This window comes from Geitlerinema sp. PCC 7407, assembly GCF_000317045.1.
GTDB lineage: Bacteria > Cyanobacteriota > Cyanobacteriia > PCC-7407 > PCC-7407 > PCC-7407.
In genome coordinates this window covers 729,704-744,734 of the sequence record NC_019703.1, presented here as the reverse complement: position 1 = coordinate 744,734, position 15,031 = coordinate 729,704, and the positions used below count along the sequence as shown (strand labels likewise).

General features: G+C 61.1%; 12 protein-coding genes. 7 read left to right on the top strand and 5 right to left on the bottom strand.

Annotation, left to right across the window (positions count from 1 at the left end):
• Positions 1-84 precede the first annotated feature (84 nt).
• The 3 genes from murD (at position 85) to GEI7407_RS03135 (ending at position 3,421) form a co-directional block, all read left to right on the top strand.
• Positions 85-1,482: a UDP-N-acetylmuramoyl-L-alanine--D-glutamate ligase gene (gene murD / locus GEI7407_RS03150; protein WP_015170678.1), complete on the top strand. Its 1,398-nt coding sequence runs from the start codon at positions 85-87 to the stop codon at positions 1,480-1,482.
• Positions 1,479-2,741 (top strand): MFS transporter, encoded by a 1,263-nt coding sequence (locus tag GEI7407_RS03145; protein WP_015170677.1) that lies wholly within the window; start codon positions 1,479-1,481, stop codon positions 2,739-2,741. The genes murD and GEI7407_RS03145 overlap by 4 nt, the downstream gene beginning before the upstream one ends.
• Before the next feature lie 338 nt (positions 2,742-3,079).
• The gene (locus GEI7407_RS03135) at positions 3,080-3,421 is read left to right on the top strand and encodes a hypothetical protein (protein WP_015170675.1); all 342 of its coding nucleotides are present in this window, start codon (positions 3,080-3,082) and stop codon (positions 3,419-3,421) included.
• A gap of 73 nt (positions 3,422-3,494) precedes the next feature.
• On the opposite strand, the gene GEI7407_RS03130 is transcribed toward GEI7407_RS03135, so the two are convergent.
• Together GEI7407_RS03130 and GEI7407_RS03125 are read right to left on the bottom strand one after the other, a co-directional pair.
• Positions 3,495-4,406 (bottom strand): hypothetical protein, encoded by a 912-nt coding sequence (locus tag GEI7407_RS03130; RefSeq protein ID WP_015170674.1) that lies wholly within the window; start codon positions 4,404-4,406, stop codon positions 3,495-3,497.
• 204 nt (positions 4,407-4,610) lie between these two features.
• Positions 4,611-6,272: a D-Ala-D-Ala carboxypeptidase family metallohydrolase gene (locus GEI7407_RS03125; RefSeq protein WP_015170673.1), complete on the bottom strand. Its 1,662-nt coding sequence runs from the start codon at positions 6,270-6,272 to the stop codon at positions 4,611-4,613.
• 36 nt (positions 6,273-6,308) lie between these two features.
• Between GEI7407_RS03125 and GEI7407_RS03120 the strand changes: the two genes are divergently transcribed.
• Together GEI7407_RS03120 and GEI7407_RS03115 are read left to right on the top strand one after the other, a co-directional pair.
• A complete protein-coding gene (locus GEI7407_RS03120) occupies positions 6,309-7,088 on the top strand; it encodes an HAD family hydrolase (protein ID WP_015170672.1) in 780 nt (259 codons plus the stop codon).
• Entirely contained in the window at positions 7,048-7,899 is an 852-nt protein-coding gene (locus GEI7407_RS03115) for an ABC transporter ATP-binding protein (protein ID WP_223294478.1), read from the top strand. The genes GEI7407_RS03120 and GEI7407_RS03115 overlap by 41 nt, the downstream gene beginning before the upstream one ends.
• On the opposite strand, the gene GEI7407_RS03110 is transcribed toward GEI7407_RS03115, so the two are convergent.
• The gene (locus GEI7407_RS03110; protein WP_015170670.1) at positions 7,805-9,133 is read right to left on the bottom strand and encodes a HetZ-related protein; all 1,329 of its coding nucleotides are present in this window, start codon (positions 9,131-9,133) and stop codon (positions 7,805-7,807) included. The two genes, GEI7407_RS03115 and GEI7407_RS03110, sit on opposite strands and share 95 nt — an antisense overlap.
• Before the next feature lie 353 nt (positions 9,134-9,486).
• Complete coding sequence (locus GEI7407_RS03105; protein WP_015170669.1) at positions 9,487-10,164, bottom strand: L-threonylcarbamoyladenylate synthase; 678 nt, start codon at positions 10,162-10,164, stop codon at positions 9,487-9,489.
• Positions 10,165-10,359: 195 nt separating this feature from the next.
• Here GEI7407_RS03105 and larC point away from each other — a divergent pair, with 195 nt between their 5' ends.
• A complete protein-coding gene (gene larC / locus GEI7407_RS03100) occupies positions 10,360-11,850 on the top strand; it encodes a nickel pincer cofactor biosynthesis protein LarC (protein WP_015170668.1) in 1,491 nt (496 codons plus the stop codon).
• Positions 11,847-12,767: a YbhN family protein gene (locus GEI7407_RS03095; RefSeq protein ID WP_015170667.1), complete on the top strand. Its 921-nt coding sequence runs from the start codon at positions 11,847-11,849 to the stop codon at positions 12,765-12,767. Before larC ends, GEI7407_RS03095 begins: the two co-directional genes overlap by 4 nt.
• Here the strand turns inward: GEI7407_RS03095 and GEI7407_RS03090 are convergent.
• Positions 12,764-14,101 carry a hypothetical protein gene (locus GEI7407_RS03090; RefSeq protein ID WP_150109714.1) on the bottom strand — a complete coding sequence of 446 codons (1,338 nt, stop codon included), beginning with the start codon at positions 14,099-14,101 and terminating at the stop codon, positions 12,764-12,766. The genes GEI7407_RS03095 and GEI7407_RS03090 overlap by 4 nt on opposite strands.
• Between the last annotated feature and the right edge of the window lie 930 nt (positions 14,102-15,031).

Sequence of the window (15,031 nt, the reverse complement as noted above, 5' to 3'; positions counted from 1 at the left end):
CCCTAGGCAGGATTGTCGCCGCAATCCCCCATCCCTCACGGTAGGATGGGGGATGCTTTGCGTTCGAGTATTCGCAGGAGAATTATGGCGATCGCGCACGTCATCGGATTGGGTCGGTCAGGGGTAGCAGCGGCTCGGCTGCTGATGCAGCAGGGGTGGCAAGTGGTGCTCAGCGATCGCACCGATTCTGAAGGACTGCGGGCGCAGCAGCAGGCCCTGGCCGCTGAAGGCATCACGGTCAAGCTGGGCCACAGCTTTGATCCGATGAGCGATGATCTGACCGGCGATGCAGCGGGGAGCGATCGCCCGGCGCTGGTCGTCGTCAGTCCGGGGGTGCCCTGGGATGCGCCGGGGCCGGCCCGCGCGCGGGAGCTGGGCATCGAAACCATCGGCGAAGTCGAGCTGGCCTGGCGATCGCTGAGCACCTATCCCTGGGTCGGCATCACCGGCACCAACGGCAAGACCACGACCACGGCCCTGACGGCGGCGATTTTCCAGGCGGCGGGCCTGAATGCGCCGGCCTGCGGCAACATTGGCCATGCGGTGTGCGAGCTGGCTCTCCAGGCCACCCAGGGCATGACGCCGCCCCTGGACTGGGTGATTGGCGAGCTCAGCAGCTACCAGATCGAGGCCTCCGACACCCTGGCACCGCGCATCGGCGTCTGGACCACCTTCACCCCAGACCACCTCAGCCGCCACAAAACCCTGGAGCGCTACTACGAAATCAAGGCCAAGCTGCTGGATCAGGCCGAATTTCAGGTGATCAACGGGGATGATCCGCACCTGCGCCGCACGGCGGGCGATCGCTGGCCCCAAGCCTGCTGGACCAGCGTCCAGGGCCGGGACGCCCTGGTAGCCAACCCCGAGCGCGGCGCCTATCTCCAGGACGGCTGGGTGTATGTGCAGGACGAGGCGATCGTGCAGGCCGACACCTTGGCGATGGTCGGCGCTCACAACCAGCAAAATCTGCTGATGGCGGTCCTGGCGGCGCGGCTAGCGGGCATTGAGAAGGCGGCGATCCAGCAGGCGATCGCGGCGTTTCCGGGCGTGGCCCACCGGCTGGAGCTGATCCGGATCTGGCAGGGGGTGCGCTTTATCAATGACAGCAAGGCCACCAACTACGATGCGGCGGAGGTTGGGCTCCAGGCGGTGCCTGCGCCGGTGATCCTGATTGCGGGGGGCGAGGCGAAGGAAGGTGACGACACCGGCTGGCTCCGGGCCATCCAGGACAAGGCGGTGGCAGTGCTGCTGATCGGGGATGCCGCGCCTGCTTTCCGCGATCGCCTCAGTCAGGTCGGCTACACCGCCGCAGAAATTGTCGAAACTATGGACCGGGCCGTGGAGCGGGGGGCAGAGCTGGCGATCGCCGCTGGCGTGCCCCACGTGCTGCTGTCTCCGGCCTGCGCCAGCTTTGACCAGTACACCAGCTTCGAGCATCGGGGCGATCACTTCCGTCAGCTCTGTCTGGCCCTAGCAGAATGACGCCTCCGGCTCCTGACGCTCGGCCCCCCGGACTGCGATCGCTCGGTTATCAGATTTGGATTTTGGCGGCGGGGCGGCTGCTGTTGCAGATTGGCACCGGCTTCACGCTGTTCTACGCGCCGATCTTTTTCGTCAATGAGGTGGGCCTGAGCCCGACAGCGGTGGGCTTGGGCCTGGGCAGCGGCTCCATTTCCGGGGTGCTGGGCCGATTTGTGGGCGGCACGGCCTCCGACTCGCCCCGCTGGGGCCGCCGCAAGATCTTGCTGATCTCGGCCCTGGTTTCGGCTCTGGCAGATGTCTTCTTGGCGCTGGCGGACAATTTCCCGCTGTTTGTGGTGGGCAACCTGCTGATGGGCCTGGGCATTGGCCTGTACTGGCCCGCCACCGAAGCGGCAGTGGCGGACCTGACCAAGCCGGAGCAGCGCAGCGAAGCCTTTGCGATCGCCCGTTTGGCCGACAGCATCGGTCTGGGGGTGGGCGTGATTTTGGGCGGGCTCATCATCAGCACCACCCAGGCCTACCGATCGTTGTTTGTGGTGGACGGGATTTCCTTTGTGGTCTTCTTTTGGGTGGTCTACGCCGCGATCGCCGAAACCAACTCGTTTCACGAGCCCCCGCAGCAGCTTCGCCAGTCCTGGGCCACGGCCTTGGGCGATCGCCGCCTGATGATTTTTGTCGGGGTGAATGTGCTGTTCACGACCTACCTGGCCCAGATCAATAGCACCTTGCCCCTCTACTTCAGCAATTTTTTGTCCCTGCCCGGCCGAGACGGGTTTGCGCCAGCTACTATCAGCGCGCTGTTTACCTGGCACGTGGTGCTCGCGGCGCTGATCCAGCTACCGATCGCGCGGCGGCTAGCAGTCTTTAGTCGGCCCCAGGCCCTGACGGTGTCCATGCTGCTGTGGGGCGTGGGCTTTTTGCTGGTGGGGCTGACGGGGGTTGCGGCGGCGGGCCATTTGGCCTGGGCGGTGCTGGCTGTGAGCATTCAGGCGGTGGCGATGGCGGCCTATACGCCGTCGGCGTCGGCTTTGGTGGTGGAGTATGCCCCGGCGTCTTTGCGGGGCGTTTATCTGTCGATCAATTCCCAGTGCTGGGCCATTGGATACTTTGTGGGGCCGCCCCTGGGGGGCTGGGCGCTGGACCAGTCAAAGGCGATCGCCGATGGTTTCTGGCTGGTGCTGGCCCTGACGGTGAGCGTCGGCGTGGCGATCTTGCAGGTGCTCAGCCGTCTCCAGTCTTCGCCTCACTCTCCCTCCTAGCCACCAAATTCAACCCGACAATTTTGCTATTCCAAAAACAGAAACAGCCTCGTAGAGAGGCTGTCAGCTTTGCGCACAAAGATTCCTGATGATTTTTAGCTGGCGTCTAAATTGCTAACCTGAAGTAGCATATTCCAGGTTTCACGGTCATCTTCATCATCCATGTCGTAATCATAAAAATAGACTGGGATGTAGGGGTATGTGTCGGTGTGAAGAACCATAGCCTCACCTGGAACAACCCACCTGCCCCCACGAATCGAGGCAAACAGAATATCCTTCCACTCACCGTCAACTTTGACTCTAAACCACGACATAAAACACCTCTCAAGCTAATACTTATGAACCCGATTCTTGCCTACAGACTGACCGTTCAGCCGCCGCGAATGTCCGACCAGAAAGAGCCTTCTACGGTCTTCGTAACCCTGCAAGTTCCTAACTCTACCGCTGTCAACTACATCCAGTTTTCGTCCGAGGACGCGCGCGCTCTTGAGGAGGTGCGGGCTTGGCTGAGCACCGAATACGGGCCGTTTGGGCACTCGATCGGCGATCGCGCCTGCGCAGCCGATCTTGCCTTCGTGATGGATTCTCCAAACGCCCGGATCTATCAACCAGTTTGCCAGTCAGGAGAAGAGCTGATTCCTGACAAGTTTGACGCTATTCCCGACGACGCCATGAGCTGACCCTGAAGAGTGCTGGGTCAGCTCTGCAAAAGCGTTTGAGACAGCCAATCTAGGCTTGGTGTGGCCAGGAAGATTAGCGAGTTTGCTTGGGTGGGCGAGGCTTGCTGGCTGCGCCACTGTTATTGGGACGATTGGTGGCTTGGGGAGCCGGAGGCGTTCCGGGCTTGGCTGTTGCTGCCTCACCGGTGGGTGCTGTCGTATGTCGCGTCGTGCGGAAGGTGACATTGACCCCCTCATTGGACTGCTCCAGCACCAGCAAAGGCGTTGGTTTGGCCTTTTGGTCCCAGTGCATGTAGGCAATGCGCCCCTGGATCGTGGGCTGCCAGGTGTCGTGGTCCGCCGTTGGGCTCAGATAGGTTTCGATGCAGTCAATGATTTGGCTAATGGTGACGGACGTCGGCTGAGTGGGCAGCTTGACCAGCTTGATCTGAATCCGGAACAGGACTCGCTTGGTTCCCTTGGGCAGATCCCCCGGCTCGTACTCCACATCAAAGATTTGGTCCACCTGGCGGCCCGCACTGGCGACGCCCACGACCCCTTGGTTGTGCTGGGTTGGGCGCAGCGCGATCGTGATGCGGTCTTTCACCTTCATCTTGATTTGGTTCAAGATTGCGAAGTGGAAGACTTCTTCTTCCATCCGCATTCTCAAGTAGTCAAGGTTAAATTCTCGAGAGTGAATCAAGTCTGGGTTCTGCTCCATCTTGGTGATGGTGCTCAGAGCCAGTTTCAGCTTTTTTTGAAGCTCTTGGTTTTTGAAGGTTTCAAACTTGAGCTTCTTTTGAAATTGGTCAGATTGAATCTTGTAAAAAACGCCCAGCCCAATGAGCAAGAGGGCAAGACCGCCGGAGGTAAACATCCACAATTGCCCAGGGGCGGCGCCTTCGGCAGGGGTGGCTGGCTGGGCGGCTGGCTTTTGGGCTGTGGTGGTTTTCTTTGCGGGAGCCTGCGCCAACCAGGGGTCAACGATGAAGAGGGGCGTTGGCATAGTCCTTACTCGGGGGTTCTGGTGTGCTCTTTTTCCTAGGATGCCCTGCTTTGGAAGCTTTGCATCAAAGGGGGCCGTTCTGTTAAGAAGTCCTCAAGAAAGACTTCAAGGTTGAGGCGCCTGAAACCGGATGGTGCTTCGAAAGCAAAAACAGAGGAGAGGGAGCGAATTTTGCGTGGGGCGATCGCCCCCAGAGAGCAGCGCCTAGTTCGTCCAGCGAGCCCGATAGCTGCGGGCGTCCAGGTGGCCGAGATAGGGGTACTGGATATAGCGGCCCAGGCCGCCGGGCCACCACGGATCCAAGGCCCAGTAGATCTGATCGCCGGTCAGGCCATCGCAATAAAAGTCGATGGCGTCCCCGACGATGTGGCGGCTTTCGGAGGCTCCGCCCACGCGAGCATTGATCTCGGGCGGGCGATACCAGCTGGTGACGTGAAAGGGCCGTCCAATGCGATCGCGCGCCTGCTGAGCCAGATTGGCAATCCGCACGATGGCGTCCACAGTGTACTGGTCCGGGGGCATCCGGGTGCCGCCGTGGGTAGCCTCGGCCCAGCTAAAGCTGCCGTTGGGAATGATGCTGGCGTAGAGCTGAATGTTGTCCGGGGTCCAGACGCTGGGCCGGCTGGGCAGGGTCATCGGCTGGGGCTTGGGGATCTCGATGGCGTCGCGGCGGGCCTGCTCCATGCGGCGCACATCTTCAAAGAGGGACTGGATCGTGGCCTCGCGACTGGGGAGCTTGCGCCAGAGCTGCACTAGGCGGATCAGGGCTTCGCGCTCTTGGTCGTCTTCTTGGTAGGTCGTTGGCACCCGCCGCAAAAATTCTAGGAGGGCGCGATCGAGCTGAGCGGCAGCCGTGGCGAGGGCATCGCGATCGAGACCACCGCTAAAGAGGGCCGGGTTGACGCCCAACGTCGTCAGGGTCGTGGTGCGCGAATCGAGCTTGTTCCAGATCCGGTAGCCCTCGGTGATGGCGTGGCGCTGCTCACCAACGCCCTGATAGAAGCTGGGGACGCGCTGAACAAAGGCGATCAGGGCGGGGTCGACGATGCGCAGGCCGGTTTCGCCGGAGGTGTCCTTGGCGAGGGAGGCGATCGCCGCTTCCCGGGAGTCGAGCTGTCGCCAGAGCTGGGTCAGGCGCAGCAGCCCTTCGCGCTGGTGGGGTAGGCCCGAGAAATTGAAAGACAGGCGCTGCATGAACTCGATCAGCGGCTTGTCTAGGTAGCTGTCATCCACCGTGGCCAGAGTCGCTCCCGGCGGCAGGGGCGCATTGAGGGACGCAATGGCGGTGGTCCGGGTGTCTAGCTGCCGCCAGACCCGCACGCCCTCCACCATGGCTTCGCGCTGGTGGCCCAGGCTGGCGTAGTAGCGGGGCAGCCGCTCGATCAGGGTCAGCAGGGCTTTGTCCAGGTAGGCCAGATTTTGGGGCAGGCTCTCGGCCCGGTAGTCGATGTCGAGGTCTTGGAGGTAGGCCTGGATCAGGGTCTGGGCGTTGCAAACTTCTAGGCGGGCGGCGCTGGTGTCCTGGGCCGGGGGGGCGTAGCCTGCGGCCACAGCGCTCAAAAAGCGATCGCTGTATCGGCCCTGGGTGACGTCCCAAATATCGGCGGGAGACCAGCCGTCGCGGCTCAGGCGATCGGTGATGCTGCGAACGGTATTGGCGGCGAACTGGACCTGCTCGGAGAAGCTGTCGACCTGGGACAGCGGGATGCGGTTGGCGGGAGCGACGCCGAGGCCGGTTTCGCCGTCTGCCAGATTGGGGCGGCCCTGAGCCTGGTAAAGAGCTGCCAAAATAGGCTTGTGGATGCCGACTCTGGCCGCTTCGGTCAAATACAGGTAATTTCGCTGGTCTGGTGTCAATTTGGGCATCACCACGCACCCACGCTACGAACTACACAACACTTTATGCCGATGGAACCGTTATCCCAGGCGATCGCTACGGATTGCTTAAGGAAAATTCGCCTTGTGGCGACCGACATGGATGGCACCTTGACCCTGGGGGGCAAGTTTACACCGGATCTGCTGGCAGCCTTTCGCACGCTGGCGACCTCGGGCGTTGACGTGCTGATTGTAACCGGGCGATCGGCGGGCTGGGTCAACGGGCTGGCCCATTATCTGCCGGTGCGGGGGGCGATCGCCGAAAATGGCGGCCTCTGCTACTGGGGCCACCAGGAAGAACCGGAGTTTTTGACGCCTCTGGTGGAACCCTTGGTTCATCGGGCCAAGCTGGCCCAGTGCTTCCAGCAGCTGCAGCAGCGCTTTCCCGACCTGCGCGAGTCCGGAGACAATCGGTTCCGCCTCACGGACTGGACCTTTGACGTCCAGGGACTCAGTCCCGAAGACCTCGCTCAGCTCGCAGAGCAGTGCGCTGCCTCGGGCTGGGGCTTTACCTACAGCACGGTCCAGTGCCACATCAAGCCCTTGGCCCAGGAGAAATCCGCCGGCTTGCAGGACGTGCTGCGGCGACAGTTTCCGGACCTGCAGCCCGAGGAGGTGGTGACGGTGGGCGACAGTCCCAATGACGAAAGCTTGTTTGATGCCAGCCTGTTCCCGCTGTCTGTGGGGGTTGCCAATCTCCGGCACTATGCCGATCGGCTGGCCCATCGTCCGGCCTACCTCACGACTGCGGCTGAGGGGGCCGGGTTTGCGGAGCTGGTGGCGGCGATCGCAGCGGCCAAGGGCTAAAGAACAGGCGGCCATGCTGGATGTCGCGATTTGGAAACAGTGGAAAACGCCCGGGCGGAGCACCTTTGACCTAGCGGTGCAGTTTCGGGTGCCGACGGGCCTCACGGTGCTGTTTGGGCCGTCGGGCTGCGGCAAGACGTCGACGCTCCAGGCGATCGCCGGACTGCTGAGGCCGGATGCGGGGCATATCACTGTGCAGGGCACTCCGTTTTTTGCGGGCGATCGCGCCCTGCACCTGCCGCCCCACCGTCGCCGCGTCGGCTATGTCTTCCAAAATTACGCCCTCTTTCCCCATCTCAATGTCGCTGACAATATTGGCTTTGCCCTTCATCGCTGGCCCAAATCCCAGCGACAGCAGCGCATTCGAGAGTTGGCGGATTTACTGGCTCTTGAGGACTTGCTCCCCTGCCCGATTCGGCACATCTCGGGCGGTCAGGCCCAGCGAGTCGCCATTGCGCGGGCGATCGCCCCTTGTCCTCAGCTGCTGCTCATGGATGAGCCGTTTGGTGCCCTAGATGACGACTTGCGCACCACGCTGCAACAGGAACTCAAAGCCTTGCAGCGGCGCCTAAACTTACCGATCCTCCTGGTGACGCACTCGCGCTCCGAGGCCATCACCCTGGCTGATCACCTGGTTCGCCTGGAGGCAGGGCGAGTGGTGGCGGTGGGGGCTGCCCACGAGTTGCTAGAGGCGCGATCGCCCCAGGCCACCCAGACTAGCGCCCCTCCCCTTCCGACTGATTGCGGGCCTGCCAGGCCAGATCCAGCACCTGGGACCACCGACGACGCATCTGCTTCACCGTGCACTTGAGGGCCTGAGCGATTTCGGCCTCGCCCCACTGGGCCTGCTTCAGCTGGACCAGCAGCCGCTGATCGGCGCTCAGCGTGGCCAAAAAGCGCTCCCACAGCTGGGGCGACAGGCCCAGATTTTGATCCACGTCCGCCCCCAGCCACTGATGAACCAGCTTCCACTGGTGCGTGCGGGCAAACTTCTCCACGTGGTACTTAAAGCGCTGCTGGAGATAGTCCCGCTGGCGAGACGACAGCCCCAGGATTTCGTCAATTTCGGGAGCCGACAGATCGTGCAGCTTGAGAGTCAGATAGTCGATGCAGTCGCTTTGGCCCTGGGACTCCAGGTAGGCCACCAGCTCGCCGATCACCCGCTCCCGCAGCACCTGCTCGGCGGGGTCCGCGGCCTCAGTCACCATCTGCTCACGGATTTCTTGGGCGACGCTGGACTGCGAGGTGACCTCGGCATCGTTGCGGGGGGCCTCCATGGCGGACTCGATGTCGAGGCTCGCCTCGGGGGGCTGCCGCCGCGCAAAGCCCTGAGCCCGCAGGACGATCAGCTGCTGCCGGTTGCGCCCGGGCAGGCCAATGCGCCGCTTGGCATACTGCTCCGCAAAGGCCATGTATTCGGCTAGCTCCAGCTGGGTCCGGGGCGTGTAGTCGGGGAGCTGGTTTTCGCGGCGAAAGGCTTTCAGGACTTCGATGTAGAACCCTTGCAAGAAGTCTTCGATCAGGTTGTAGCGGGCCTGGAACCCGAGCTGAGCGCGCAGGGGAGCGACGTGGCGATACACCATGGCGCTGAGGTTGCTGTGGAGGTCGACGCGGCCGCGCTCGGAGCCGAGGTGGTAGTAGCTCAGGCACTTTTTCACGCGGTGGCGGGCGAGGGCCAGCTGCCAGGTGCGGATTTCACCGGACGCCTGAATACGATCGCTTTTGGTGCAGATACGCACGACTTCTTGGGCAATCCGCAGGGCGATCGCCCGGGCACTCCGGCTCAGGGATTTCAGCTCCATCTGAAATTCCTGCACCAAAATTCCGGTTAACCCTTGGACATCCAGGAAAGAAGAATCAGCTTGGGCCGGGTCTTCGGAACTACCGCCACTGGAGGGCGGCAAAGGAGCGGAGGATGAGCTGCGCAGGTCATCGCCCGTCAGGGGATCTGCTAGGGGCATAAACGCCGACTGCTCGGAGGCGCGGGGATAAAAATTGGGGTCGCCAGGGGAATGGCTGAGGGAATTCGCAAGGTTGACGTTCATCGCTCTTCCTCTTGGTAGGGCACCGTAACAAAGTCTCGAAAGCCGGATCTAGACGGAAACTGTGGCAATCGCAAAGGAAAACGTTTGGGCTCGCTATCCATTGCTATTGGGCTCTACACCATCGTCTCCGGACGGTACGGCGGATCCCTGCATACGGTGTGTCACTTCCTAAAGCAGTCAATCTACCGAGGGAAAGAGACATTACAAGATAGGACAGATGAGAGAGTGTCCCTCTGTCCAAATGCCCACCCACGGGCGATCGCCGCTACTACTTCATGCCAAAGACGCCCCCTGCGATCGCAAAATCCCAGGGCCAATTCTCAAACTGGATCGCCGACCCAAAGCCGTCTCGCCTAAGCGAACTCCGCCTCCGGTACCCACTCCGCGACTGCTTCCCATCCCAGACCGCGACGGACGACCACCGGTTCCTCCCCCGTCAAATCCAAGATGGTCGAGACCACAAGTCCCGGTTCTGACCCATCATCCACAATCACATCCACCAAGCCATCGAGACGGTCGAACAGTTCGGCCTGCGAAATTTCGCCCCGTCCCTCGCTGATGAATATGGGAGCCTCGCCTTCGTCCATGGGAAGGTAGGCCGATGTGGAAATGATCGGGTTGCCCAGCGCTGCGAGGAGAGCATTGCACACCGGATGATCGGGTACACGAATACCCGTCGTCTTCCGTTTGGGCTCCATCACCAAGCGGGGCACAGCTTTGGTCGCGGGCAGCAAAAAGGTGTACGGTCCGGGAACCAGCCGACGCATGAGCCGATAAGCAGAGTCCTGCACCCAGGCGTATTGGGCCACATTGGAAGGAGAAGGACACAAAAAGGTCAGGGGCTTATCGTTAGAGAGCCGTTTGATTTGCCGCACCCGTTCTACCGCCGACTTGACATTCAGGTCACACCCGATTGCGTAGACTGTATCGGTGGGATAAAGCATCACCGCACCGTCTCGCAGGGCGTCCCTAATTTGTTCTATTCGGCGGCTTTGAGGATTGTCCGGATGAACTGAGTAAATTCTTGCCATGGCAATTGCACGTGCTGAGGGAGGGGCTAGGAGCAAGCGTGAGGGGTGATGCTAAGGCGCGATCGCGCGTCCCGGGGTCCGTAAAAGCGGACCGAGGCTGGGCATCAAAAGGCACGGTGGCTTTCTGCTGTCTCCGGTGTCACGATGACCTGCGTCCACGTTTGATTCGAAGACTGCTGAACCAAAGAGTGATCTATGAAGAAGTTAGCCTACCTACAGTGTCCGACGGGAATTGCGGGAGATATGTGCCTGGGAGCCCTTGTGGATGCCGGAGTCCCGCTGGAGTACCTGGTAGAGCAGCTCCAGCGTCTCGGCGTGGCCGATGAGTACCGTCTGTGGACCGAAAAAGTCCAGCGCAATGGTCTCCAGGCTACGAAGTTTCACGTAGACCTCACTGCTGATCAGCATAGCGCTGAGGCTGCGATCGCGGCGGCAGCGGGCGAAGACCCCTACCCCACGTTTCAAGGCCACGAATCTTCTGGGGGGGGCACGGCTCAAGCGGGCCGCGCGTCCCGGCACTTGCCCGAAATCGAGCACATGATCCGGTCGGCGGGGTTGCCGGAGCGGGCCGCGACCTGGGCGCTGGCGGTGTTTCGATCGCTGGCGGAGGCGGAGGGAGCGGTCCACGGGATTGCGCCGGAGGCGGTGCACTTCCATGAGGTGGGGGCCGCCGATGCCATTGTGGACATCGTGGGGACCTGTCTGGGGCTGGACTGGCTGGGCGTGGATGAAATCTACTGCTCGGCGCTGCCCACGGGGGGCGGCACGGTGCGGGCGGCCCACGGGCGGCTGCCGGTGCCGACGCCTGCGGTGCTGAAGCTGTGGGAGTCTCGTCAGGTGCCGGTGTACAGCAACGGCATTGCGCGGGAGCTGGTGACGCCGACGGGAGCGGCGATCGCGGTGACCCTGGCCAAGCAGTTTGGGCCGGTGCCGCCGATGACGCTGCGCAAGGTGGGTCTGGGGGCTGGGTCGCGGGACCTGCTGCTGCCCAATATTTTGCAGCTGTGGCTGGGGTATGAGGTCGAGAACTCGGGCGGAACGAGTTATGTCCAGGCCCAGGAGCATACCCACGCCCATGATCACTCACACCCCCACGATCATTCCCGCGGTCACGCCCACGATCATGCCCACGATCACGCACCGGCGGAGCCCTCAGCGATCGCCCCTGAACGGGTTCCGGAACCCGCTCCTGCTCAAGCCCCAGAGACACCCCAGAGCATTGTCGTGCTGGAAACCCAGATTGACGACCTCAGTCCCCAGGCGATCGCCTACGTGATGGAGCGCTTGCTAGAGGCCGGGGCGCTGGATGTCTACACCCAGGCGGTGACCATGAAAAAGTCTCGGACGGGGCTGCTGCTGACGGTGATTTGCCCGGTGGCCTTGCAGGCAGCCTGTGAGGCCCTGATTTTTCGGGAGACGACGACCCTGGGTATCCGCCATCGCCGCCAAGAGCGCACGATCTTGCAGCGGGCTTTTCAGAGGGTGGAAACTCCCTACGGGGCGATCGCCGTCAAGGTGGCGTGGGCTGGGGAACCGAGTCAAGGGGCGATCGCCAACGTCCAGCCTGAATACGAAGACTGCGCTCGCCTCGCCCGTCAGCACCAAGTTGCCTGGCGGGAAATTCACCGCCTCGCCCTCCAGGCCTGGTACGCTGCCGTTGCCGATTTCGCGATCACCCCTGCATGAAAGCTGTTCTCTCCCGACTCAAGCCCTACCTCCGCTGGGTCATTCTCGGGGGCACCCTCTTTTTTCTGCTCAAGGCCCTCAAAGACAACTGGCAAGAAGTCACTGCTCTCCGGATCACCGAGACAGGCTGGGCTTCCCTGGCGATCGCCCTGGGCGTCACCCTCCTGGCCCACCTCTGCTCTGGCTGGGTCTGGGGCTGGATCGTCCGCGAATTTGACGCTCGCCTTAGCGGCCCCCAGGCGACCCTGATTTATCTCAAAACCAACATCGCTAAGTACCTCCCCGGCAATGTTTGGCACTTCTATGGGCGGGTCATGGCGGCCAAAAACGCCGGGGTGCCCCTAGGAACTGCCACCCTCAGCGTTGTCCTCGAGCCCCTGCTCATGGCCACGGCGGCCCTGTTGGTGACCCTGGGGGGCTTTGGGCTGAGCCCCGAGAGTCCGGTGACCGGACTCCCTCTGGTGGGCCTGGCGATCGCCCTTTTAGCCCTGCATCCGCGCCTGCTCAATCCCCTGCTTCAGCGCCTCAGCCGCCTCAAGCTCCCCAACCAGGAAGCAGCGCCGACCCCAGCGTCGCCCCTACGTCTGCGCCGCTACCCGCTGTTGCCACTCCTGGGCGAGATGGGCTTTTTGCTGTTGCGGGGAGCCGGTTTCCTGCTGACCCTGCTGGCAGTCACCACCCCCGAACCCTCGCAGCTGCCCCTGCTCCTGAGCGGCTTCAGCTTTGCCTGGCTGCTGGGGCTGGTGGTTCCTGGGGCTCCCGGCGGCATCGGCGTCTTTGAGGCCACGGCGATCGCCCTTTTTCGGTCCATCCTGTCCCCCGGCATCCTGCTCAGCGCCGTCACCCTCTATCGCCTGATCAGCGTCCTGGCCGAAGCCCTCGGCGCCGGACTCGCCTATCTCGACGATCGCCGCTAGTCTGCCCCTTCTTCGGGGTTCAGGTCTGGCTCGATCGCCACCTCAGGCAGCTCCTCCACCTCGGCTTCTGCGCCTTCCTCGTACCGAAGCTGCGAGAAAATTTTGTACTGATTGTTGTCTGGAAGCGGCACATCCTCCGGCATGCGCACTAGGTTGTAGCGGACGTTCTCTGCGTAGATTGTGAAGGTGATATTAAATACCTCCATAAAGTGCACAATCCACTGACACTCTTCTTCTGGATAGTTGCCGTAGTAGCGCACCAGTTCCCCAATCCGCGTCTCTAGATAGGTGCGCGCATTGCGACAAATCAAAATGATTTTGAGCAGCACAATCACAATCGTTAAAGGATTGCCCTGGGACAGCAACTGGGCAAACAAAGACGAAGGCTCTTGGCCATTTTCGATCGTCAAAAAATCAATCAGCCGATTGCAGGTCCGCAGCAGCAGCGCGCTCTGAATCGGCTCATCATCATAGCGATCGTAGAGCCCCTCTAGCTTTTCGGGTAAGCGCTTGCGCAGGAGCTCGACTAGCTCCGGATTATTAATCGAAAACAGCAGATATTCTAGAAGACTTTTTTTGAAATCTCGATACTTGAGATCTCGCGTTTGATTAATAAAAATGTTGGCTAAATTGACGTAGCTAAAGGGGCCGCGCCGCGCCACGACCGTTTTGATCAGGCGCAAGACACCATCCCCCAGGGTCGTTGGGTTCTGGGGGTTTTTGCCCTGGGGCTGCGAGCCAGACTGCGATCGCGCGATGTACATCGCCAAATCAAACTTAAATTTGTCGCGCAGCTGCTTGGCCAGAGCCCGGGCCGCCTCCCGCTGCTCTCGCGGGTTCTGGAGATCGGTGTACTGGGGGACAAGCAGGTAGGAGGTGTAGCGCTGACTCCAGTGAGACTGGTCTGGCCCGTCGTACTTGGCAACGAAGAGCTTGAGATCGTCGTAGTCTTTGCTTTTGGCAAAGTCGTGGATCCACTGCCGCAGCCGCTTGAGGGTGGGGGAAGCCGTTTGTCGCGTGACCGCCGCATCTTCAAAGAGACCCACTAGCTCCCGAATCGGCTGGTGCTGCCGGGTGGCATCCCAGTTGTTGATCAGGATGTAGCACGATCGCTTGAGGGTGTTGCGAAACTCTTGATCGTTATTCGCAAAAACGACTTCGTAGAGAGCCTGCAAAGCCTCAGAGCTAGCGGAATCAACGTGATAGATAAATAGGCGCTTGAATTCCCCTAGAACTTCGCTAGGTTGCCACTCTTTGACGATAGTCAGGAGGTAGCGAAAAATAACCTCCTGCGATTCTTGAATTGACCGCTTGGGCTGGTTACTCTTACTCAACAAATCAAGCTGTGATCTCCTCGGTATGACATCCCTGATCATGGTTTTTGGCAGGACTGTTGAGTGTAAGGGGTCCGGTGCGCTCAAGAACAGCTTGCGCGGGCCGAGCGGCTTGGGGGGAGGCGCGCCCTTAGTATCCATGGCTCTGGGGCTGGGGCCGGTGACGGGGAACTAGGGGCTGTGTGAGATTGGCGGTCTCAGCTGGTGACGGATGTCACGCTCCTCCCTCCGAATAAATGCTGGATGAAGAGCGTGAGTTCGCCTGTAGACTACAGGCGGTCTCCTCAAAATTCCTGCTTGGGGTGAAAAATATTGGGGAGCGGATCTAGGATCTAGACCGCCGCTGCCACTCTACACTTTCCGTTTCAATGCGCTATTCGGTCGAAAGGCACATCTCAAAGAAGCTTTACTAAGACTTCATGGCTGAGTAAAGTTGGCGATCGCAAAATCAGGCAGCCACGAGCAACTCGGGAAAAGACGGGGCAAGTTGCCTCTAAGGGCTACGGTATCGATTGTATTCATCGAAACTGGGTAGAACCTAGAAAACACCCACGAAATTTAACTAACGCTGCAGCGTTTACGGCAATTTCGGCTGAGTGGAATTGAGCAAGGCGATCGCCTTCTCGAAAAGGCACCCTGACTGGGAGAAGGGCGATCGCGCTGGGCTGACATGGATGGGGGCGGAGGGGCTCGAACCCTCACGACCGTTTAGGGTCAACGGATTTTCATTCCCGCGTAGCTTTCGCCACTGCGCCGCTTCGCCTTTGGCGAGCGGGCTTTGAGAATTGGACCCTCCCTTTACCCTCGGCTTGACGTTAGGGTAGCTCCCGTCGGGCCTCTGCACCTTCCGAAGCGTTTGGCTTCGGCTTGGCTCAGGATTGCCGTGTCTGCCGATTTGGGGCAGATTTAGGTTTCCCTGAGTTTGAGAGC

What these genes read in the sequence shown, in the direction of transcription:
- GEI7407_RS03125 (WP_015170673.1), bottom strand. Translation starts at nt 6,272, where the DNA reads ATGCCCAAATTGACACCAGACCAGCGAAATTACCTGTATTTGACCGAA.
- GEI7407_RS03130 (WP_015170674.1), bottom strand. Translation starts at nt 4,406, where the DNA reads ATGCCAACGCCCCTCTTCATCGTTGACCCCTGGTTGGCGCAGGCTCCC.
- GEI7407_RS03135 (WP_015170675.1), top strand. Translation starts at nt 3,080, where the DNA reads ATGAACCCGATTCTTGCCTACAGACTGACCGTTCAGCCGCCGCGAATG.
- GEI7407_RS03145 (WP_015170677.1), top strand. Translation starts at nt 1,479, where the DNA reads ATGACGCCTCCGGCTCCTGACGCTCGGCCCCCCGGACTGCGATCGCTC.
- GEI7407_RS03120 (WP_015170672.1), top strand. Translation starts at nt 6,309, where the DNA reads ATGCCGATGGAACCGTTATCCCAGGCGATCGCTACGGATTGCTTAAGG.
- GEI7407_RS03110 (WP_015170670.1), bottom strand. Translation starts at nt 9,133, where the DNA reads ATGAACGTCAACCTTGCGAATTCCCTCAGCCATTCCCCTGGCGACCCC.
- GEI7407_RS03105 (WP_015170669.1), bottom strand. Translation starts at nt 10,164, where the DNA reads ATGGCAAGAATTTACTCAGTTCATCCGGACAATCCTCAAAGCCGCCGA.
- larC (WP_015170668.1), top strand. Translation starts at nt 10,360, where the DNA reads ATGAAGAAGTTAGCCTACCTACAGTGTCCGACGGGAATTGCGGGAGAT.
- murD (WP_015170678.1), top strand. Translation starts at nt 85, where the DNA reads ATGGCGATCGCGCACGTCATCGGATTGGGTCGGTCAGGGGTAGCAGCG.
- GEI7407_RS03095 (WP_015170667.1), top strand. Translation starts at nt 11,847, where the DNA reads ATGAAAGCTGTTCTCTCCCGACTCAAGCCCTACCTCCGCTGGGTCATT.